This is a genomic window from Variovorax paradoxus, assembly GCF_009755665.1.
Lineage (GTDB): Bacteria > Pseudomonadota > Gammaproteobacteria > Burkholderiales > Burkholderiaceae_C > Variovorax > Variovorax paradoxus_G.
This window is the reverse complement of the sequence record NZ_CP046622.1, coordinates 744,595-764,210: the sequence shown is the minus strand read 5'-3', so window position 1 is coordinate 764,210 and position 19,616 is coordinate 744,595. Positions and strand designations below refer to the sequence as shown.

At 68.0% G+C, this 19,616-nt stretch carries 20 protein-coding genes; 17 read left to right on the top strand and 3 right to left on the bottom strand.

Annotation, left to right across the window (positions count from 1 at the left end; genetic code table 11):
- Window positions 1–54 precede the first annotated feature (54 nt).
- The 10 genes from GOQ09_RS03505 to GOQ09_RS03460 are packed head-to-tail and all read left to right on the top strand — an operon-like array spanning window position 55 to window position 8,138.
- Entirely contained in the window at window positions 55–654 is a 600-nt protein-coding gene (locus tag GOQ09_RS03505; protein ID WP_157611899.1) for a LysE family translocator, read from the top strand.
- Complete coding sequence (locus GOQ09_RS03500; protein WP_157611898.1) at window positions 651–1,607, top strand: DMT family transporter; 957 nt, start codon at window positions 651–653, stop codon at window positions 1,605–1,607. The genes GOQ09_RS03505 and GOQ09_RS03500 overlap by 4 nt, the downstream gene beginning before the upstream one ends.
- Before the next feature lie 38 nt (window positions 1,608–1,645).
- Entirely contained in the window at window positions 1,646–2,848 is a 1,203-nt protein-coding gene (locus GOQ09_RS03495) for a PLP-dependent aminotransferase family protein (RefSeq protein ID WP_157611897.1), read from the top strand.
- Between the two features lie 33 nt (window positions 2,849–2,881).
- On the top strand, window positions 2,882–3,508 hold the full coding sequence (locus GOQ09_RS03490; protein WP_157611896.1) for a DJ-1/PfpI family protein: 627 nt from the start codon (window positions 2,882–2,884) through the stop codon (window positions 3,506–3,508).
- Window positions 3,509–3,533: 25 nt separating this feature from the next.
- Window positions 3,534–4,208, top strand: coding sequence for a LysE family translocator (locus GOQ09_RS03485; protein WP_157611895.1), 675 nt, complete (start codon window positions 3,534–3,536; stop codon window positions 4,206–4,208).
- Window positions 4,209–4,213: 5 nt separating this feature from the next.
- Window positions 4,214–4,855: a glutathione S-transferase family protein gene (locus GOQ09_RS03480; RefSeq protein WP_157611894.1), complete on the top strand. Its 642-nt coding sequence runs from the start codon at window positions 4,214–4,216 to the stop codon at window positions 4,853–4,855.
- 4 nt (window positions 4,856–4,859) lie between these two features.
- Window positions 4,860–5,783: a PhzF family phenazine biosynthesis protein gene (locus tag GOQ09_RS03475; RefSeq protein WP_157611893.1), complete on the top strand. Its 924-nt coding sequence runs from the start codon at window positions 4,860–4,862 to the stop codon at window positions 5,781–5,783.
- 12 nt (window positions 5,784–5,795) lie between these two features.
- Window positions 5,796–6,488 (top strand): VOC family protein, encoded by a 693-nt coding sequence (locus tag GOQ09_RS03470; RefSeq protein WP_157611892.1) that lies wholly within the window; start codon window positions 5,796–5,798, stop codon window positions 6,486–6,488.
- 5 nt (window positions 6,489–6,493) lie between these two features.
- Window positions 6,494–7,126, top strand: coding sequence for a LysE family translocator (locus tag GOQ09_RS03465; RefSeq protein ID WP_157611891.1), 633 nt, complete (start codon window positions 6,494–6,496; stop codon window positions 7,124–7,126).
- Between the two features lie 34 nt (window positions 7,127–7,160).
- Window positions 7,161–8,138, top strand: coding sequence for a threonine dehydratase (locus tag GOQ09_RS03460; RefSeq protein ID WP_157611890.1), 978 nt, complete (start codon window positions 7,161–7,163; stop codon window positions 8,136–8,138).
- Window positions 8,139–8,467: 329 nt separating this feature from the next.
- On the opposite strand, the gene GOQ09_RS03455 is transcribed toward GOQ09_RS03460, so the two are convergent.
- Window positions 8,468–9,295, bottom strand: coding sequence for a creatininase family protein (locus GOQ09_RS03455; RefSeq protein WP_157611889.1), 828 nt, complete (start codon window positions 9,293–9,295; stop codon window positions 8,468–8,470).
- A gap of 90 nt (window positions 9,296–9,385) precedes the next feature.
- On the opposite strand from GOQ09_RS03455, the gene GOQ09_RS03450 reads away from it, so the two are divergent.
- Window positions 9,386–10,183, top strand: a complete 798-nt coding sequence (locus tag GOQ09_RS03450; RefSeq protein WP_157611888.1) for an SDR family oxidoreductase — start codon at window positions 9,386–9,388, stop codon at window positions 10,181–10,183.
- Here GOQ09_RS03450 and GOQ09_RS03445 read toward each other — a convergent pair.
- A complete protein-coding gene (locus GOQ09_RS03445) occupies window positions 10,180–11,091 on the bottom strand; it encodes a LysR family transcriptional regulator (RefSeq protein WP_157611887.1) in 912 nt (303 codons plus the stop codon). The two genes, GOQ09_RS03450 and GOQ09_RS03445, sit on opposite strands and share 4 nt — an antisense overlap.
- A gap of 86 nt (window positions 11,092–11,177) precedes the next feature.
- On the opposite strand from GOQ09_RS03445, the gene GOQ09_RS03440 reads away from it, so the two are divergent.
- Window positions 11,178–12,188 carry a zinc-binding alcohol dehydrogenase family protein gene (locus tag GOQ09_RS03440; RefSeq protein ID WP_157611886.1) on the top strand — a complete coding sequence of 337 codons (1,011 nt, stop codon included), beginning with the start codon at window positions 11,178–11,180 and terminating at the stop codon, window positions 12,186–12,188.
- A 14-nt stretch (window positions 12,189–12,202) separates the two neighbouring features.
- On the top strand, window positions 12,203–12,769 hold the full coding sequence (locus tag GOQ09_RS03435) for a GNAT family N-acetyltransferase (protein WP_157611885.1): 567 nt from the start codon (window positions 12,203–12,205) through the stop codon (window positions 12,767–12,769).
- Window positions 12,770–12,781: 12 nt separating this feature from the next.
- Here the strand turns inward: GOQ09_RS03435 and GOQ09_RS03430 are convergent, their stop codons facing one another.
- Window positions 12,782–14,149, bottom strand: a complete 1,368-nt coding sequence (locus GOQ09_RS03430) for a PQQ-dependent sugar dehydrogenase (RefSeq protein WP_157611884.1) — start codon at window positions 14,147–14,149, stop codon at window positions 12,782–12,784.
- A gap of 135 nt (window positions 14,150–14,284) precedes the next feature.
- On the opposite strand from GOQ09_RS03430, the gene GOQ09_RS03425 reads away from it, so the two are divergent.
- From GOQ09_RS03425 to GOQ09_RS03410, 4 genes are all read left to right on the top strand, one after another.
- Complete coding sequence (locus GOQ09_RS03425; RefSeq protein ID WP_157611883.1) at window positions 14,285–15,034, top strand: alanyl-tRNA editing protein; 750 nt, start codon at window positions 14,285–14,287, stop codon at window positions 15,032–15,034.
- A 62-nt stretch (window positions 15,035–15,096) separates the two neighbouring features.
- Window positions 15,097–17,313, top strand: a complete 2,217-nt coding sequence (locus GOQ09_RS03420) for a protein-disulfide reductase DsbD family protein (RefSeq protein WP_207309923.1) — start codon at window positions 15,097–15,099, stop codon at window positions 17,311–17,313.
- Between the two features lie 103 nt (window positions 17,314–17,416).
- Window positions 17,417–18,109 (top strand): thioredoxin family protein, encoded by a 693-nt coding sequence (locus GOQ09_RS03415; RefSeq protein ID WP_207309922.1) that lies wholly within the window; start codon window positions 17,417–17,419, stop codon window positions 18,107–18,109.
- A 103-nt stretch (window positions 18,110–18,212) separates the two neighbouring features.
- The gene (locus GOQ09_RS03410) at window positions 18,213–19,583 is read left to right on the top strand and encodes an MFS transporter (protein WP_157611882.1); all 1,371 of its coding nucleotides are present in this window, start codon (window positions 18,213–18,215) and stop codon (window positions 19,581–19,583) included.
- The last annotated feature ends 33 nt before the right edge of the window (window positions 19,584–19,616 follow it).

Genomic DNA, 19,616 nt, shown 5'->3' with positions numbered 1-19,616 from the left:
TGTTCGATCAACTGTATTGGAACTGTAATGGTCCCAAAGTTTAGAGTGTATGCAATGAACTGGCAAGAATTCACCGCGCTGCTGGTGCTGGCCACGGCGATGAGCTTCTCGCCCGGCCCCAACACCACGCTCTCCACCGCCCTGGCCGCCAACGGCGGCTTGCCGCGCGCCATGCGTTTCGTCATCGCGGTGCCGGTGGGCTGGACGCTGCTGCTCGTGCTGTGCGCAGCCGGCATCGGCGCGCTGGTGGTGGCGGTGCCATCGCTCCGCCTGGCCATCAAGGCGCTCGGCGTGGGCTACCTGCTGTGGCTTGCCTACAAGCTGAGCGGCAGCGGAACACTCGGCCGCGCCGACGGCGCCAACCTCGACATCGGCTTTGGGCAGGGCGTGATGCTGCAGTTCGTCAACATCAAGGCCTGGCTGCTCGCGCTCACGCTGGTGGCCGGCTGGATTGCGGGGCAACCCGACCAGCTCGGCCGGTTCGCCATCGTCGCGCCGGTGATGCTGGTCTACGCCTTCATCAGCAACTTCACCTATGCGCTGGTCGGCGCGCTGCTGCGCGAGTGGTTGTCCAAAGGCAAGCGCCTGCTGTGGTTCAACCGTGCGATGGGGCTGGTGCTGGTGCTCACGGCCTGGTGGATGTTGAGCGTATGAGCAGCAGGTTCAACATCAAGGATGAAACGCTGGGCATGTGGCTGGGCGTGATCGGCGTGGCGCTTTTCGCGGTCACTCTGCCGATGACGCGGCTGGCCACCGGCACGCAAGACGCGCCGCAGCTTTCGCCCTGGTTCGTCACGCTGGGTCGGGCCGCATTGGCCGGTGTTCTCTCGACGATCTTCCTGGTCGCCACGCGATCGCCCCGGCCGGCGCCGCACCAGTGGAAGCCGCTCGGCATGGCGGTGCTCGGCAATGTGATCGGCTATCCGCTGCTGCTGGGCTATGCCCTGCGCGTGGTCACGGCCAGCCATGCGGCCGTGGTCACCGCGCTGCTGCCGCTGGTGACCGCCGCGGTCGCGGCCCTGGTGCTGCACCAGCGCGCGCGGCTCGGCTTCTGGCTATGCGCCATTGCAGGCAGCGTGCTGGTCGTGCTGTTCTCGCTGCTGCGCGCAAGCCAGAACGGCCACGGCTTCGGCTTCGAGTGGGCCGACCTGCTGCTGGTCGGCGCGGTCATCGCAGCTTCGTTCGGCTACATCTACGGCGCGCAGGTCACGCCGTCGCTCGGCGCGGAACGCGTGATCTGCTGGGTCTGCGTGATGGCGCTGCCGGTCACCCTGCCGGCCACGTTTGCCTTGTGGCCGCAGGAGCCCATCGCCACCACGGCCTGGGCGGGCTTTGTCTACGTCGGCGTGTTCTCGATGTGGATCGGCTTCTTCGCCTGGTACCGCGGCCTTGCAATGGGTGGTGCGCTGCGCGTGAGCCAGACCCAGCTGCTGCAGCCGTTTTTGTCCATACTTGCCTCCATTCCGTTGCTGGGCGAGCCGCTCGATGTGGTGACCCTCGGCTTTGCCGGCGCAGTGGTCTGCACCGTGGTGCTCGGCAAGCGCCTTTCCCAGCCGCAGCCCGCTCCTGCCGTTTCGCCGCACCCTGCGCGCGCCGAACAATCCTGACATTCGCCCCTCACCTCACCCGCCTGAAAGAAGAACCCATGAACTGGAAACTCGCCGCCCGCGCCGCCAAGATGAACCCGTCGGTGCTGCGTGAAATCCTCAAGGTCACCGAGCGCCCCGGCATCATCAGCCTGGCCGGAGGCCTGCCCTCGCCCAAGACCTTTCCCATCCAGGCCTTTGCCGACGCCTGCGCCGAGCTGCTGCACAAGGACGGCCAGGCGGCCCTGCAATACGCCGCGAGCGAAGGCTACGCGCCGCTGCGCCAGGCCGTGGCCGACATGCTGCCGTGGAACGTCGATCCCGCGCAGGTGCTGATCACCACCGGCTCGCAGCAGGGGCTGGACCTCGTTGCCAAGGTGCTGCTCGACCCGGGCAGCAAGTTGCTGGTCGAAACGCCCACCTACCTTGGCGCGCTGCAGGCCTTCGGCCCGATGGAGCCGCAGCCCGTCAGCGTGGCCAGCGACGACGACGGCGTGATCGTCGAAGACCTGGTGGCCAAGGCGAAAGACGCGCGCTTCATCTACCTGCTGCCCAGCTTCCAGAACCCCACCGGCCGCACCATGACCGAAGAGCGCCGCGCGGCGGTCTCCGCCGCGGCTGCCGCTGCGGGCCTGCCCATCGTTGAAGACAATCCCTACGGCGAACTGTGGTTCGACGAAGCGCCGCCGCTGCCGCTGACCGCGCGCAACCCTGAAGGCTGCATCTACCTGGGCTCGTTCTCCAAGGTGCTGGCACCTGGCCTGCGCCTGGGCTTCCTGGTCGCGCCCAAGGCCGTCTATCCCAAGCTGCTGCAGGCCAAGCAGGCGGTCGACCTGCACACGCCCATCTTCACGCAGCGCATGGTTTCGGCTGTGATGAAAGACAACTTCCTCGAAAGCCATGTGCCCACCATCCGTGCGCTCTACAAACGCCAGCGCGACGCAATGATCGCCGCGCTCACGCGCGAGATGGCCGGCCTGGACGTGAAGTTCAACGCGCCAAAGGGCGGCATGTTCCTGTGGGCACGCATGCCCGAAGGCATCGACACGGTGGCATTGCTGCCCAAGGCGGTGGAGCGCAACGTGGCCTTCGTTCCAGGCGCACCGTTCTATGCGGGCCAGGGCGATCCGCGCACGCTGCGCCTATCGTTCGTCACCGCCAACGTCGAAGAGATCGACGTCGCCATCGCCGCGCTGGCAGCGGCCCTGCGCGAAAAACTGGCACTCCTGGGCGAACGCAAGCTCGCGCCAGAACCGGTCTGAGCCGCCATACACGCCATACAGAGAGGTACCACCATGCACATTGCCATACTGACCTTCGACGGCTTCAACGAACTCGATTCGCTGGTTGCGCTCGGGGTGCTCAACCGCATCAAGAAGCCGGGCTGGCGCGTGACGCTGTCCGCGCCCAGCGCCACGGTCACCTCGATGAACGGCGTCACCGTGCATGCGAGCTCCACGCTCGAAGCCGCCACCGAGGCCGAGGCGGTGCTCGTCGGCAGCGGCATCCGCACGCGGGAGATCGCGGCCGATCCCGCCATCATGGGTGTGCTGCGCCGGCTCGACGGCAAGCGCCAGCTGATCGGCGCGCAATGCTCGGGCACCCTGCTGCTCGCCAAGCTGGGCCTGCTGGGCGCAGTGCCGGCGTGCACCGACCTCACGACCAAGCCATGGGTGCAGGAGGCCGGCGTCGAGGTGCTCAACCAGCCTTTCTTCGCGAGCGGCAACGTGGCCACCGCCGGCGGATGCCTGTCGGCGCCCTACCTCGCGGCCTGGCTCATCGCGCGCAGCGAAGGCGTCGAGGCGGCAAGGAGCGCATTGCACTATGTCGCGCCGGTGGGCGAGAAGGACGACTACGTGGCGCGTGCCATGCGCAACATCGAGCCTTACCTCCCGCAGGTTGCGGCAATCGCGGCCGCCTGAAAGAAGAAGCATTGCAGGTCACGCCATGATCAGCCTCGCCACGCTCGCGCTCTTCCTCGTTGCCGTGCTCGCGCTGTTCCTGTCGCCCGGGCCGAACATGGCCTTCGTGCTCTCGCACGGCGTGGCGCACGGGCCGCGCGGCGGGTTCGCGGCGGCGCTCGGCATCTCGTCGGCCGACCTGGTGCACACGCTCTTTGCCGCCACCGGCGTGACGGCGCTGGTGGCGGCATGGCCGCCTTCCTTCGATCTGCTGCGCTACGCGGGCGCGCTGTACCTGCTGTGGCTGGCGGTGCAGTCGCTGCGCAGCAACAACAGCGGATTGCCCGGCGGCACGCGCGCGCAGCCCTCCGCCTTCGCGCGCATCGTGCGCATGGCCTTTTTCAACAACCTGGTCAATCCGAAGGCGCTGCTGTTCTTCATGGTGTTCCTGCCGCAGTTCGTCGACCCGGCAGGCGGCAGCGTGCCCTTGCAACTGGTGCAGCTCGGCGTCATGCTCTCGGCTGCCGCGCTCGTCTTCAACACGGTGCTCGGCGCATGCAGCGGGCAGGTCGGCCGATGGCTGCAGCGCCGCCCGGGGGCTGAAAGATTCCAGCGCGGCCTGCTGGCGCTGGTGATGGTCGGCCTGGCAATTCGCCTGCTGCTGCTCGACCGTCCTTCCATGCCTTCTGCCCTGTCCGCCACACCTGCTCAAGGAAGCTGAACACCATGCTCAACATCTGGGGCCGCATCAGTTCGATCAACGTGCGCAAAGTCGTCTGGTGCGCGCAGGAACTCGGGCTCGACTTTCAACGCACCGAAGCGGGCGGCCGTTTCGGCGTGGTGCAAACGCCCGAATACCTGGCGCTCAACCCGAACGCGATGGTGCCCACCATTGACGACGGCGAAGGCAGCGAGCGTGTCACGCTGTGGGAATCGAACGTGATCGTGCGCTACCTGTGCGCCAAGCATTCGCACGGCAAGTTCTATCCGAGCGACCTGCCCGCGCGCTTCGACGCCGAGCGCTGGATGGACTGGCAGCAGACCACGCTCAACCGCGCGAGCCGCGACGCTTTCGTGCAATGGGTGCGCACGGTGCCGGCCGAACGCGAACCCGCACTCATCGCGGCCTCGGTCCATGCGAGCGAAGCCTTGTTCGCAATGCTCGATGCGCACCTTGCGCGCCAGCCCTTCATGGCGGGCGACCGCTTCACCATGGCCGACATCCCCATCGGCTGCGAGGCGCACCGCTGGTTCGGCCTGCCGCCGGCCGAATACCAGCGCCCCAGCTGGCCGAACCTAGAACGCTGGTACGGCGAACTCATCTCCCGTCCGGGCACGCGCGGCGTGCTCGACCTCCCGCTCGAATGACATCATGAAACCCCGCCCGTTCAAACAAGTCGACGTCTTCACCGCAACGCCCTACCTCGGCAATCCGCTTGCCGTGGTGCTCGACGGCTCCGGTCTCGACGACGCCGCCATGCAGCGCTTTGCGCAGTGGACCAACCTGTCCGAAACCACCTTCCTGCTGCCGCCGACCGAGCCCACGGCCGACTACCGCGTGCGCATCTTCACGCCGGGCGGCGAGCTGCCGTTCGCGGGCCACCCGACCATCGGCAGCTGCCATGCCTGGCTGCAGGCCGGCGGCAAGCCCAAGGCGGCGGGCCGCGTCGTGCAGCAGTGCGCGGCGGGCCTCGTGCCGCTGCGGCTGGAAGGCGAGCGCCTGGCTTTCTCGGCCCCGCCGCTCAAGCGCAGCGCGCCCAGCCCCACGCTGCTGGCCAAGGTGGCGGGCGCACTGGGCCTGAAGGCGCAGCAGATCGTCGCGGCCCAGGTGCTGGACAACGGCCCGGTCTGGTTCGGCCTGCTGCTCAGCGACGCAGACACCGTGCTCCGGCTCGTGCCCGACCATCGCATGCTCAAGGAGCTCGGCGTCAAGGCCGGCGTGGCGGGTGTGCCTGCGGCCGAAGGTTCGTCGATGCTCATCGGCCGCTCGAACCGCGAGGCGCGCGCCTTCGGCGGCAAGGCCTCGGCCGCAGAAGGCGACGGTCAGAAGATCGACCTGGAGGTGCGCGCTTTCGCCGCGCCCATCGGCGTCGAAGAAGACCCCGTCACCGGCAGCCTCAACGCCGGCCTTGCCGAATGGCTGATTGCCGACGGCCACATGCCCGCGCGCTATGTGGCCGCGCAGGGCCAGTGCCTCGGCCGCGCGGGACGTGTGTACATCGAGCGCGACAGCGACGGCATGGTGTGGGTCGGCGGCGACGCCGTGACCTGCATCGACGGCCAGGTCACGCTGTAGGGGCAGGGCACCATGGCCGCTCAACTCGACCACCTGGTGATCGCCGCCGCCTCACTGGCCGAAGGCGTGGCGTGGTGCGAAGCCACCCTGGGCGTGACGCCCGGCCCCGGCGGCTCGCATCCGCTGATGGGCACACACAACCGGCTGCTGAACATTGCGAGCGGCGCGTTTCCCCAGGCCTACCTGGAAATCATCGCCATCGAACCGGGCAAGCGGCCTTCACGCCCTGGCACGCGCCGCTGGTTCGACCTGGACGATGCCGTACTGCAGGCTGGCCTCGTGCGGCGCGGGCCGCGGCTGGTTCACTTCGTTGCGCGCGTGCCCAATGCAAACGCGGCCCTTCAGGCGCTGGCGCACGACGAGCGCGCGCACATCGATCGCGGCCAGCTGCTCGAAGCCTCGCGCGACACGCCCGCCGGCCGGCTCGAATGGCAGATCACCGTGCGCGACGACGGCCAGCGGCTCTTCTACGGCGCGCTGCCCACGCTGATCCAGTGGGGCCCCGTGCATCCGACCGATGCCATGCCGACCTCCGGCCTTGCGTTGCAATCGCTGCAGGCCACGCACCCGCGCGCGGCCGACCTGGCCGCTGCGCTGTCCACCATCGGCATGGCCGGCATGGCCGTGCAGCCCGGCGCGCCCAACCTCGTGGCCGTGCTCGACACGCCGCGCGGCGCCGTCACGCTCCAATCCGAAGGACTCTGACCGACATGCTGACCTTGACCGAAATTGCCTGGTTCGCGCTCGCCTCCATGCTGCTCGCGCTCACGCCAGGGCCGAACATGATCTATTGCGTGTCGCGCACCCTCATCCAGGGTCGCCGTGCGGGGCTCATTTCGCTCGGCGGCGTGCTGATGGCCTTCCTGGTCCATCTGTTTGCCGCAGCGCTCGGGCTCACCGCGCTGCTGCTCGCCGTGCCGCTCGCGTTCGACGCCATTCGCCTTGCCGGTGCGGCCTATCTGCTGTGGCTGGCATGGCAGGCGGTCAAGCCTGGTGGCAATGCGCCGTTCGAGGCACGCGCACTGCCGGCCGACCGGCCCGGCAAGTTGTTTCGCATGGGTTTTCTCACCAACCTGCTGAACCCCAAAGTCGCGATGTTCTACCTGTCGTTCTTTCCGCAGTTCATCCACCCCGAGCGCGGCTCGGTGCTGCTGCAGAGCATGCAACTGGGCGCTGCGCAAATCGCCAGCAGCGCCGTGGTCAACACGGTCATGATTCTGGGCGCCGCCAGCATCACGGCCGTGCTGTCGCAAAGCGCAGGCTGGCTGCGCGCGCAGCGCTACATCATGGGCAGCGTGCTGGCGGCGCTGGCGGTGCGGGTCGCGCTCACGGAACGCAAGTAAACACAAGAAAAAACTCAAGAAGCAAAGGCCGCTCGTGAGATTCACCCGCGAAGAAATCGAAGCCGCGCAGCGCACCGTCGGCGCCGCCATGCCGCCCACGCCGCAGTACGCGTGGCCGCTGCTGGCTCAACGTCTTGGCGCCACCGTATGGGCCAAGCATGAAAACCACACACCGGCCGGCGCCTTCAAGATTCGCGGCGGGCTGACCTATTTCGAAACGCTGGCGCGCGAGCAGCCCGGCGTACGCCATGCCATCAGCGCCACACGCGGGAACCACGGCCAGTCGGTAGGCTTTGCCGCCCGGCGCCATGGGCTCGCAGCCACGATCGTGGTGCCGCACGGCAACTCGCTCGAGAAGAACGCCGCAATGCGCGCGCTGGGCGTGCAGCTGGTCGAGCATGGCGATGACTTTCAGGCAGCGGCGGAGCATGCCGCCATGCTTGCCGAGCGAGACGGCACGCATCGGGTCCCGTCGTTCCACCGAGAACTGGTGCGCGGCGTGTCGACGGCGTATGTCGAATTCTTCAGCGCACTGAAGAGCGCCCCGCCCGACGTGCTCTTCGTGCCGATCGGTCTCGGCTCCGGCTTTGCCGCGGCGGCGGCGGCGCGGGCCCATTGCGGCGTGTCGACCAGGCTCATCGGCGTGGTGTCAGCCCATGCCACGGCCTACCGCGACTCCTTCCGTGCAGGGCGGCCGGTCGAATCCCCGGTCAGCACGCGGCTCGCCGACGGCATGGCCTGCCGCACACCGGTGCCCGAGTCGGTGGAGGTGATCCTGCGCGAGGCCGATGACGTGATCACCGTCTCCGACGACGAGGTTGCCGAGGCCATGCGCATTCTCTTCAGCGACACGCACAACGTCGCCGAAGGCGCGGGCGCTGCGGCGCTCGCGGGGGCGTTGCAGCAGCAGGAGCGCTGGCGCGGCAAGACGGTCGGCATCAGCGTGAGCGGCGGCAATGTCGATTCGGAGATGTTCGCGGGGGTTCTGGGGCGGGGTGGCGCGAAGGCCTAGGGGTGCGGTTTTAGCTTGCGTCTGTGCGAGCGCTGTTGTTCAGGGTGCGTGCACAGGCCACCGGGTACTCCCCTCCGCGAATGTCCCCCGGGGCTGCGCCCCTCCTCCTTTATTTCGCTGCGCGGAGCACCCGATGCCCTGTGCACTAGGGCACGCTGCCGGTGTACCGCTGATCAACCACCACTCTGTGTAACGCACCCGTCGATGGGGTGCCTTGCGCAGCGAAATAAAGGAGGAGGCCGCAGGCCGGGGGACATTCGCGGAGTAAGGTACCCCGTCGGCGGGTGCGCGCCCTGAACAAGGCAGCCAAACAAGCGAACCAATGACGACTAAGGCAACGGCCCCGTATTGGCCGTATCCAACGGCAGCCGAGACACCTCAGCCAACAACAACGCCAACTGCTTGGCAGCCGCATCGACAACAGCCTGCCCACGCGCAGCAGTCGCCGCGGCCGCATTGCCCGCCGCGCCTTGCGGGTTGTAGTCCTCCATCGCCCAGCCGAGCTTTGCGCTCTTGCCGTTGCCGAGGATCGCGTAGTCCGCCGCGCGCTGCTCGGAGGTGGAGCGGAAGTTCTTTGCCTCGCTCATGCGCACCTGCTGCGGCGCCAACGCCAGCATCATCGATGTTTCGATATCGCCCGCATGCACGCCGAAGCGATGCTCGCGGTCGCCGAACTGTGCGCCCGCGTCGCCCAGCGGCAGATTGAACCAGCTCACGCTGTAGACGATGAGCCCGTGCTCCGAACGCAGCTCGCGCGCCACGATGTCCATTGCACCCACGTGCCCGCCGTGCGCGTTGAACAGCACCAGCTTCTTCACGCCGGCCCGCGCCACGCCGGCGCCGATTTCCTTCCACATGCGAATCACCGTTTCGGCCGACAGCGTGAGCGTGCCCGCAAAGCGCGCATGCTCGGGGCTCAGGCCGATTTGCTGGGTGGGCAAGAACAGCACCGGCAGGTCGGCCGGCAGCAGCGGCAGCGACGCGGCCACGATGCCGTCGGCCAGCACGGTGTCCACGCCCAGCGGCAGGTGCGGGCCGTGCTGCTCGGTCGCGCCGAGCGGCAGCACCGCCACGGTGGCTGCCACATCGAGCGCGGCAAAGTCGCGCGTCGTCAGTTGAGACCAGTAGCGGGGCAGGGATACCGAGGATGCATTCATCCGCCGATCTTAGAGCGGTGATTCAATCCACGCGACCCCGCGCCGCGCGGCCTTCTTTCTCTATTCACGATTCAAGTCAAGGACTCTCACATGGATCTCCAGCTCCAGGACCGGCACGTTCTCATCACCGGCGGCAGCAAGGGCATCGGCTTGGCCTGCGCGCTGGGCTTCTTGCGCGAGGGCGCGCGCGTGAGCCTTGTCTCGCGCGATCTGCAGAACCTGGAGCAGGGCCGCAAGATGCTGGTCGAGTCGTTCGCACAGGCCGAAGGCCGTGTCTCTGTGCACGCCGCCGACCTCAAGGACCCGGCCGGCGCAGTTGCCGCGCTCGACGCCGCCGAGCAGGCGTTCGGCCCGGTCGACGTGCTGGTCAATTCCGCCGGTGCCGCGCGCCGCACGCCGCCCGACGAGCTGAATGCCGCCGCATGGCACGACGCCATGGACGCCAAGTACTTCACCTACATCCACATGATCGACCCGGTGGTCAAGCGCATGGGCCAGCGCGGGAGCGGCGCCATCGTCAACGTGATCGGCCAGGGCGGCAAGGTGGCGAGCCCCGTTCACATGGCGGGCGGCGCGGCCAATGCGGCTCTCATGCTGGTGAGCGCCGGCATGGCGTCGGCCTACGCGGCCAAGGGCGTGCGGGTGAATGCGGTGAACCCGGGCCTCACGCTCACCGAGCGGCTGCAGGAGGGCCTTAAGGCGGATGCAAAGCTGCAAGGCATCGGCAGCGAAGAGGCGCTGCAGCGCGCAAAGGCCAGGCTGCCGCTCGGGCGCATTGCGGCACCCGAAGAAATTGCGAATGCGGTCGTGTTCCTGGCATCGCCGAAGGCGAGCTACATCACCGGCGCCATCGTGGCGATGGACGGCGCCGTCACGCCGATGATCTAGTCGGGCAGCGGCGCGAGCGCGTCGAACTTGGCGGCCAGAAAATCCACCAGCGCCCGCACGCGCGCCGGCACGAAGCGACCGCTCGGCAACAGCGCGTGCAGTGGATAAGGCTCGGTCTCCCACTCGGGCAGCAGGCGCACCAGCGTGCCCTTGCGCAGGTCGTCCCGCACGTCGAGCGCCGACTTCAGCACGATGCCGCGCCCCGCAACGGCCCACTCGCGCGCAAGCGATGCGTCGTCCACGCTGCGATCGCCCTTCACGCGCACCTCGGTCCATTGGCCGTTCTGTGCAAAACGCCATGTGCGGTGGCGGCGCCCGCCGCGGTCGAACGTGAGGCAGTTGTGGTGCACCAGGTCTTGCGGCGTCTTGGGCGCGGCATGGCGACGCAGGTAGCCGGGCGATGCGGTGAGCAGCGGGTTGGTCAGCGCAAAGGGCCGCGCCACAAGGCGTGAATCGGCCAGCGCACCGTAGCGCAGCGCCAGGTCGACCTCGTCGCGGGTCACGTCGAGCAGCCGGTCGCCGACCGAAAGCGACAGCTGCACGCCCGGGTGCAGCGCAAGGAATTCGTCGAACCAGGGCAGCAGCGTGCTGCGCGTAAGGTCCGAGGGGGCCGCCACGCGCAAGGTGCCGACCAGCTCGCCGCGGTCGGCCGTGACCAGAGACTCGCCTTCGTCCAGCAGCTCGAAGGCGCGCACCGCGTAGTCGAGCAGCGTCTGGCCTTGCGATGTCAGGCGCATGGCGCGGGTCGATCGCTCGAACAGCCGCGCACCCAGCTGTGTTTCCAGCCGCTTGAGGGTGGCGCTGGCGGCGGCGGGCGTCATGCCCAACGCGTGGGCGGCTGCCGTCAGGGTGCCGCCGCGCGCGGTCTGCACCAGCACCTGCAAGTCCGAGAGATTTTCAATTTTCATTTGAAAGTATTGCTTCAACAGGCAGTCTTATCAATCTTCATTTGCCATCCTACAGTCGAGCCATCGTTCAAGAAAGGTCCTTCGACATGAAAGCCATCGGTTACTACCAGCCCCTCCCCATCGACAACCCCGAGTCGCTGCAGGACATCGAATTGCCCACGCCCGCGGTCGGCCCGCGCGACCTGCTGGTGCGCGTCAAGGCGGTTTCGGTCAATCCGGTCGACACCAAGGTGCGCAAGAACATGGCGCCCGATGCCGGCCAGGCCAAGGTGCTGGGCTGGGACGCCGCGGGCACGGTCGAGGCCGTCGGCGCCGGAGTGAAGAACTTCAAGGTCGGCGACCGCGTGTACTACGCCGGCTCGATCGTCCGGCCCGGTACCAATTCGGAGTTGCATGCGGTCGACGAGCGCATTGCGGCCCTCGCGCCCAAGAGCCTCGACGATGCGCAGGCTGCCGCGTTGCCGCTGACCACCATCACCGCGTACGAGTTGCTGTTCGACCGCCTCAAGGTGCCGAAGGGCGGCGGCGCGGGGCAGACGCTGCTGATTACCGGCGGCGCCGGCGGCGTGGGTTCAATCTTGATCCAGCTCGCGCGCCAGCTCACCCAATTGCGCGTGGTGGCCACGGCCTCGCGCGCCGAGACGCGGGCGTGGTGCCTGGCACTGGGCGCGCATGCGGTCATCGACCATTCGAAGCCGCTTGCGGCCGAACTCAAAGCCGCCGGCATCGGCGAGGTCGACATGGTCGCAAGCCTCACGCAGACCGGGCAGCACTACGCGCAGATCATCGAAAGCCTCAAGCCCCAGGGCCAGCTGGCGGTGATCGACGATCTGCCGGCCCTCGACGCGATGCCGCTCAAGACCAAGTGCATCTCGCTGCACTGGGAAATGATGTTCACGCGTTCGCGCTTCGAAACACCGGATATCGCGGAGCAAGGCGCGCTGCTGGCCGAAGTGGCCGCGCTGGTCGACGCGGGCCGCATCCGCACCACGGCGAATGCGAGCTTCGGCACCATCAACGCGGCCAACCTCCGCAAGGCGCATGCGCTGATCGAAAGCGGCACCGCGCAGGGCAAGGTGGTGCTCGCGGGGTTCTGAGCACAATCGGCCGCATGGCCGACAGCATCACCCCGCCCCCGATCGAATTCGAAACCCCGCGCCTTCGGCTGCGGCAATGGCGCGAGAGCGATCTCGCGCCCTTTGCCGCGCTCGCGGCCGACCCGGAAGTCATGGCGTTTCTGCTGCCGCTTTCCACGCGGGCCGACAGCGATGCCTTGGCCGAACGCCTGAAGGCGCGCATCGATGAGAACGGCTGGGGTTTCTGGGCCGTCGAGCACAAGGCCTCGGGCGAATTCGCCGGCTTCACGGGCCTGAACATGCCGCTGGCCACGCTGCCCTTTTCACCCTGCGTGGAGATCGGCTGGCGCTTCGGCAGAAAGTGGTGGGGCCAGGGGCTCGCGAGTGAGGCTGCGCGCGGCGCGCTGCAGGTCGGTTTCGAACGGCTCGGCTTCGACGAGATCGTGGCGTTCACCGCCGTCGGCAATCTTCGGTCAGCCGCGGTCATGGAACGCATCGGCATGCATGAAGACGCGGCCGGTGTATTCGACCACCCTGCCGTGCCCGAGGGGCACCCGCTGCGCCGGCATCGGCTCTACCGCATCGGGCGCGCTTCGCAATAACAGCGCCGGCTGCTACTTCGCGGCCGAGACGCGCCAGACCACGTTGCCCACGTCGTCGGCCACCAGCAGCGCGCCGCTCTTGTCGAGCGCCACACCCACGGGCCGGCCCTGCGCCTTCTCGTCGGCGGAGAGAAAACCGGTCAGCACATCGACCGGGGGGCCACTGGGCTTGCCGCCGGTGAAGGGCACGAAGACCACCTTGTAGCCGGACTTGGGCTTGCGGTTCCACGAGCCGTGCTCGCCGATGAAGGCGCCGCTCGCAAATTGCGGCGGCATGCCCCGGCCGTCCGAAAAGACGAGGCCGAGCGGCGCGACGTGGGAGCCCAGGGCGTAGTCGGGTGCGACGGCCTTGGCGACCATTTCGGGGTTCGGCGGCGTCACGCGCGCATCCACATGGCCGCCGTAGTAGCTCCAGGGCCAGCCGTAGAAGGCACCCTCCTTTACCGAGGTCAGGTAGTCGGGCACCAGGTCGCTGCCGATTTCATCGCGCTCGTTGACCACGGTCCACAGGGCCTTGGTTTCGGGGTTCCAGGCCAGGCCGTTCGGATTGCGCAAGCCGCTCGCGAACAGGCGCTTCTCGCCGCTTTTCACGTCCACCTCCCAGATGGCGGCACGCCCTTCTTCGGCGGCGAGCCCGTTCTCGCCGATGTTGCTGTTGGAGCCGACCGTGACGTAGAGCTTGGTGCCCTCCGCGTTGGCGATCACGTTCTTGGTCCAGTGGTGGTTGATGCCCGCGGGCAGCGGCGTTACCACCGTGGGCGCGGCGCTGGCCGAGGTCTGGCCCTCGGTGTAGGGCACCTTCACGAGCGCATCGGCGTTGGCAATGAAAAGCTCGTTGCCCACCAGCGCCATGCCGAACGGCGAACTCAGGTTCGACAGGAACACCTGCTTCACTTCGGCCGCCCCATCGCCGTCGGCATCGCGCAGCAGCGTGATGCGGTTCGGGCTTGGCACGCCCGCACCGGCGCGGCTCATGACCTTTTCCATGACCCATTTGCGGACTTTGGCCACCGGGCCGCTGCCGCCATCGGAGCTGCCTTCGGGCTTGGGCGGCTTGTTGCTCTCGGCCACCAGCACGTCGCCGTTGGGCAGGGCGTACACCCAGCGCGGATGGTCCAGCCCACGCGCCAGCGCCTGCACGCGCAAGCCGCTGGCGGGCTTGGGAGCTGCGGCATCCGCCCAGCCGACCGCGGTCGCCACGTTCACGGTAGGAACCAGTGTCTTGTTGGGCTCGGCCAACTGCGGACGCGGCCCCGTCGTGGCTTCGGGCGCCACCTTGGCGGCTTCGCCGCAGCCGGCCAGCGCCAGCGCGGCGGCTACGGCGGCAGTGACAGTGGCCATGGAGGCCAGCGAGGAAACGGCGGTGCGAGGGACCTTCATTCGCTCTCCTTGGTTGTTGCGGCAAGCGCGCCACATCCCCACCAATCATGCGGACAGCGCCGGTTTGGACTGTCGGTCATGGGCGCTTTTTAGCGTGGGCGCACCTCATTCACGCATCGCCGCTACCATCGCCGCATGACCGACGACCTGTTCCGCGCAGACGCGTATCTGCGCGCCTGCGAAGCCCGCATCCTGCGCATCGACGACTCCGGCATCGTGCTGGATCGCACCGTGTTCTATCCGCTCGGCGGCGGGCAGGCCGGCGACACGGGCGTGCTGGCGCTGGCTGACGGGCGCGAAGTGGTCATTGCCGACACCCGCAAGGCCAAGAATGAAGAGGGCCAGCCGACGAGCGAATTCGTTCACGTGCCGGCGCCCGAGCAGGCCGAGTTGCTGGCCGGGCTGAAGCCGGGCGACACCGTGACGGCGCGCCTCGACTGGGAGCGCCGCCACCGGCTGATGCGCTTTCACACCGCAAGCCATCTGCTCTGCCACCTGGTGCCAGTGCCGGTGAACGGCTGCTCGATCACGCCCGACTACGCACGCATCGACTTCCACATGACGGACCCGCTCGACAAGGAAGCGCTGACTGCCGGCCTCGCCCGGCTGGTGGAAGCGGCCCATCCGCTGACCGTGGGCGCCATCACCGACGAGGAGCTCGATGCCAATCCCGCGCTGGTGAAGAGCATGAGCGTGCAGCCGCCGCGCGGCACGGGGACGGTGCGCACCATCCGCATCGGCGGCGAGGGCGACGCGCAGATCGACTTTCAGCCTTGCGGCGGCACGCATGTTGCAAACACTGCCGAGATTGGCGCGGTGATGGTCACCAAGATCGAGAAAAAGAGCGCCAATAGCCGCCGAGTGGTGCTGGGCTGGGCCGCTTGAGCGCCCCAGACCGCCCATACCGCCCGGAACTTCGCACCGCACGCCCGCTCCGACTGATCGGCATGATCCTCTCCCGCATCCATTTAGCTACGTTTCTGGTAGCAACCGCAGCAGCCTGCATGCCGGCTGCGGCGCAATTGGCCTCCAAGCCTGGCGCTGTCGTCACTACCCCCCACGTGCGCGCCGAACTGGTTGCGCATGCGCCGGACGGCGTGTCGCCGGGCGCACCGGTCTGGGTCGGGCTGCAGATCACCCATCAGCCCGAGTGGCACACCTACTGGAAGAACGCCGGCGATTCCGGCTTGCCGACGGAGCTGAACTGGACGCTCCCTGCGGGCGTGGCCGCCGGCGAAATCGCATGGCCGGTGCCGAAGAAGATCCCGATCGGCAACCTGGCCAACTACGGCTACGAGGGCACGGTGCTGCTGCCGGTGCCGCTCGAGGTGTCGAGCAATTTCAAGCCGCCGCTGGCGCTGGGCACGGGAGCGTCGGGCCTGGACATCCGCTTGAAAGCCACCTGGCTGGTGTGCCGCAAGGAATGCATCCCCGAGGAAGGCGAGTTCACGCTGGCCCTGCCGCTGCAGGGCTCGACCGCGCTGCACAAGGCCGAGTTCGACGCGGCCCAGGCCGCGCAGCCGCAGCCGCTCGACAAGCCAGGCACCGTGGAAGTCAGCGGCAACAACCTGCAGGTGCGGCTCGAAGGCCTGCCCGCCGCCGTCCAGGGCAAGACCCTGGGCTTCTTCCCCGAAACCCCCGAGCTGATCCGCACCGCGGCGGTCTCGGGCAAGGACTGGACGCAAACCTGGCAGGGCGGCACCTGGACCGCCACCTTGCCGCTGGCCGACCAGCGCAGCGCCAGCCCCACGACCTTGCCGCTGGTGGTAACGCTGGCCGAAGCCGACCGGCAGCCCGGCCAGCCGGTGGCCTGGCGCACCGAGGCGCCGGTCAGCGGCACTTGGCCGGCCACCGCGCCGCGCGCCGAGGTTTCGCCCGCGCTGCAGGCCGCGCTCGCCGCCAATGCGGCGAATGCGGCTGCCGCCCCGGCGCCGCCCACGGAGCTGCCGGCCCAGCCCGCCGGCACCTTTGTCGTCGCGCTGCTGGGCGCCGTGCTCGGCGGCCTGCTGCTCAACCTCATGCCCTGCGTGTTCCCGATCCTGGCCATCAAGGTACTGGGCTTCGCGCGGCAGGCGGGCAACCGCAGCGCCCACCGCACGGCGGGGCTGGCCTACACGGGAGGCGTGATGCTCTCGTTCCTCGCGCTGGGCGGCGCCATGCTCGCCCTGCGCGCGGCGGGTGCCCAACTCGGCTGGGGCTTCCAGCTGCAATCGCCGGCCGTGGTGGCGGCGCTGGCGGCGCTGTTCACGCTCATCGGCCTCAACCTCGCGGGCGTTTTTGAGTTTGGCCGCGCGGCACCGTTGTCGGTGTGTTCCGCCCAAGCCAAGCACCCGATTGCCAACGACTTTCTTTCGGGTGTGCTGGCCGTGGTGATCGCCTCGCCCTGCACCGCGCCGTTCATGGGCGTTTCGCTCGGCTTTGCCATCGGCCTTCCCGCCGCGCAGGCCCTGCTGCTGTTCGCGGCGCTGGGCCTCGGGCTGGCGCTGCCCTACCTGGTGGCGGGCTTCGTTCCGGCCATTGCGCGGCTGCTGCCCAAGCCCGGCCCGTGGATGAACACGCTGCGCCGGTTGCTGGCGTTTCCGATGTTCGCGACCGTGGCGTGGCTGGTGTGGGTGCTGGGGCAGCAAAGCGGTATCGACGGCGCGGGCACGCTGCTCGCGCTGCTGGTGTGCATGGCCGCCATCGTCTGGGCGCTGACGCTGCGCGGCCGCACGCGGCTGGTCATTGCCACGGTGCTGGTCGCCTTTACCGCGGTGCTCACCGCGGCCATCGGCCGCAACGTGCTGCAGACGGTAGAGCCGGCCAAGCTCGCATCGAGCACCGGCCAGCGCTGGCAGCCCTGGTCGGCCGAACGCGTGGCTGAACTCACGGGTGCGGGGCAGCCGGTGTTCATCGACTTCACGGCCGCATGGTGCGTGACCTGCCAGTACAACAAGAAGGCCACGCTGGCCGATGCCGATGTGCTGGCCGACTTCGACGGCAAGAAGGTCGCGATGCTGCGCGCCGACTGGACTCGCCGCGACCCCGCCATTACCGCCGCCCTGACCTCGCTCGGGCGCAGCGGCGTGCCGTTGTATGTGCTGCAGGCGCCCGGCAAGCCGCCGGTCGTCCTGACCGAAATCCTGGGCAAGGACGAAGTGCGCGCAGCGCTGGCCGCGCTTTGACCCCTTTTGACCCCCGGCGTGACATGGGTTGTCACATGCACTTGAGAAAAGCGCTCTAAGCTGTCGCCGTTATTTGTTTTTTCTTTTGGAGTTCAAGCTGGCCATGTCACTTTCGCCATCGTCCGACTCGCGTTCCATTCGTGCCGCGCGCCACGCCCGTGCCGCCCTCTCCCGAGCCTCGCGGCGCGCCGTCGTGGCGGCAGCCGTGGCACTCGGCGCCAGCTTCCTGATGGGCAACAACGCCTTCGCAGCGCCCGCCGTGGGCCAGCAGGCGCCCGACTTCGTTGCCGTGGACACCAGCGGCGCCAAGCACAAGCTCTCCGACTTTGCCGGCAAGTTCGTGGTGCTCGAGTGGACCAACCCGGGCTGCCCGTTCGTGCGCAAGCACTACAACAGCGGCAACATGCCCGCCACGCAAAAATCGGCCACGGCCCAGGGCGTGGTGTGGCTGTCGGTCAACTCCACCGAGCGCGCAGCCAGCGACTACCTTCAGCCCGCCGCGCTCGACGCGTGGATGAAGTCGCAAAAGGCCTCGCCCACCGCGGTGCTGATGGACGAAGACGGCGTGATCGGCCAGGCCTACGGCGCTCGCACCACGCCGCATATCTTCATCATTGACCCCAAGGGCGTGCTGGTGTACGCAGGCGGCATCGACAGCATTGCCTCGGCCCGGCCAGACGACATCAAGAGCGCAACCAACTACGTGAACCAGGCGCTTGGCGAGGCCTTCGGCGGCAAGCCGATCTCGACGGCCTCGACGCGGCCGTACGGCTGCTCGGTCAAATACAAGACCTGAAGTAAAAGCCGGCAGTGACAGGTACCTGACCACGGCGGTCAGGCAGCGGTCGGGAACCCCGGCCTACCCTTGGGCGAACTACTTCGCCCAAGGGGACAACGAGATGAATCCTGCGCACACCGCCGCGCAATCGGGCCCGGCCGCCCGCGCCTCTTCAGGCACTGCCGCTTCAGCCGCTGCTTCGACGTCCTCCTCTTCCTCGAAATTCGCCACCGTCCTGCGCGTGACGGGCGGCAATTTCATGGAGATGTTCGACTTCTTCCTGTTCGGCTTCTACGCCACGCAGATCTCGAAGGCCTTCTTCCCGGCGGGGGACGAGTTCGCCTCGCTGATGCTGACCTTCATGACCTTTGGCGCCGGCTTCCTGATGCGGCCGCTGGGCGCGATTTTTCTCGGTGCCTACGTCGATCGCGTGGGCCGCCGCAAGGGTCTGATCGCAACGCTCGCGCTGATGGCGCTCGGCACCCTGCTCATCGCCTGCGTGCCGGCCTACTCGACCATCGGCTTCGCGGCGCCGCTGCTGGTGCTGGTCGGGCGGCTGCTGCAGGGCTTCTCGGCGGGCGTGGAACTGGGCGGTGTCTCGGTCTACCTTTCCGAGATGGCCACGCCGGGGCGCAAGGGCTTTTACGTGAGCTGGCAGTCGGCCAGCCAACAGGTGGCAATCATCGTGGCGGCAGCGCTCGGCTACTGGCTGAACGTGACCTTCACCTCGCAGCAAATCGGCGACTTCTACTGGCGAATCCCGTTCTTCGTCGGCTGCCTGATCGTGCCGGTGCTGTTCGTCATCCGACGTTCGCTGCAAGAGACCGAAGAGTTCATGGCGCGCAAGCACCGGCCTGACGCACGCGAGATCTTCCAGTCGATGATCGCCAACTGGGGCCTCGTGGTCGCGGGAATGATGCTGGTGTCGATGACCACCGTGTCGTTCTACCTGATCACGGTCTACACGCCCACCTTCGGCAAGTCGGTGCTGCACCTGAGCACGACCGATGCGCTGATCGTCACGTTGTGCGTGGCCGTCTCCAACTTCATCTGGCTGCCGATCATGGGCGCGCTCTCCGACCGCGTGGGCCGCAAGCCGCTGTTGACCCTGTTCACGGCACTGACCATCCTCACCGCGTACCCGTCGCTCAAGTGGCTGGTGGGCGCGCCGAGCTTCGCGCGCATGCTCGAAGTGGAGCTGTGGCTGTCGTTCCTCTACGCGAGCTACAACGGTGCGATGGTGGTGGCGCTCACCGAGGTGATGCCGGTCAACGTGCGCACCGCCGGCTTTTCGCTGGCCTACAGCCTGGCCACCGCACTGTTCGGCGGTTTCACACCGGCCATTGCCACGGGCCTGATCGAGATGACGGGCGACAAGGGCGCGCCGGGTTTATGGATGACTGCCGCTGCCGTCTGCGGGCTCGTGGCCACGTTGTTGCTGTACCGACGCCAAGTGAATTCTGCGGATTCGGTGCGGGTGCCGGTGGTTTGAGTTCTGGTTCTTGTCGCGCTTGCTGATTCAGGG

Bases quoted from the DNA above. Each gene is read 5' to 3' on its own strand.
- GOQ09_RS03485 (WP_157611895.1), top strand. From the start codon at position 3,534: ATGATCAGCCTCGCCACGCTCGCGCTCTTCCTCGTTGCCGTGCTCGCG.
- GOQ09_RS03495 (WP_157611897.1), top strand. From the start codon at position 1,646: ATGAACTGGAAACTCGCCGCCCGCGCCGCCAAGATGAACCCGTCGGTG.
- GOQ09_RS03430 (WP_157611884.1), bottom strand. From the start codon at position 14,149: ATGAAGGTCCCTCGCACCGCCGTTTCCTCGCTGGCCTCCATGGCCACT.
- GOQ09_RS03470 (WP_157611892.1), top strand. From the start codon at position 5,796: ATGGCCGCTCAACTCGACCACCTGGTGATCGCCGCCGCCTCACTGGCC.
- GOQ09_RS03500 (WP_157611898.1), top strand. From the start codon at position 651: ATGAGCAGCAGGTTCAACATCAAGGATGAAACGCTGGGCATGTGGCTG.
- GOQ09_RS03410 (WP_157611882.1), top strand. From the start codon at position 18,213: ATGAATCCTGCGCACACCGCCGCGCAATCGGGCCCGGCCGCCCGCGCC.
- GOQ09_RS03445 (WP_157611887.1), bottom strand. From the start codon at position 11,091: ATGAAAATTGAAAATCTCTCGGACTTGCAGGTGCTGGTGCAGACCGCG.
- GOQ09_RS03490 (WP_157611896.1), top strand. From the start codon at position 2,882: ATGCACATTGCCATACTGACCTTCGACGGCTTCAACGAACTCGATTCG.
- GOQ09_RS03415 (WP_207309922.1), top strand. From the start codon at position 17,417: ATGTCACTTTCGCCATCGTCCGACTCGCGTTCCATTCGTGCCGCGCGC.
- GOQ09_RS03475 (WP_157611893.1), top strand. From the start codon at position 4,860: ATGAAACCCCGCCCGTTCAAACAAGTCGACGTCTTCACCGCAACGCCC.
- GOQ09_RS03450 (WP_157611888.1), top strand. From the start codon at position 9,386: ATGGATCTCCAGCTCCAGGACCGGCACGTTCTCATCACCGGCGGCAGC.
- GOQ09_RS03440 (WP_157611886.1), top strand. From the start codon at position 11,178: ATGAAAGCCATCGGTTACTACCAGCCCCTCCCCATCGACAACCCCGAG.
- GOQ09_RS03455 (WP_157611889.1), bottom strand. From the start codon at position 9,295: ATGAATGCATCCTCGGTATCCCTGCCCCGCTACTGGTCTCAACTGACG.
- GOQ09_RS03505 (WP_157611899.1), top strand. From the start codon at position 55: ATGAACTGGCAAGAATTCACCGCGCTGCTGGTGCTGGCCACGGCGATG.
- GOQ09_RS03435 (WP_157611885.1), top strand. From the start codon at position 12,203: ATGGCCGACAGCATCACCCCGCCCCCGATCGAATTCGAAACCCCGCGC.
- GOQ09_RS03465 (WP_157611891.1), top strand. From the start codon at position 6,494: ATGCTGACCTTGACCGAAATTGCCTGGTTCGCGCTCGCCTCCATGCTG.
- GOQ09_RS03425 (WP_157611883.1), top strand. From the start codon at position 14,285: ATGACCGACGACCTGTTCCGCGCAGACGCGTATCTGCGCGCCTGCGAA.
- GOQ09_RS03420 (WP_207309923.1), top strand. From the start codon at position 15,097: ATGATCCTCTCCCGCATCCATTTAGCTACGTTTCTGGTAGCAACCGCA.
- GOQ09_RS03480 (WP_157611894.1), top strand. From the start codon at position 4,214: ATGCTCAACATCTGGGGCCGCATCAGTTCGATCAACGTGCGCAAAGTC.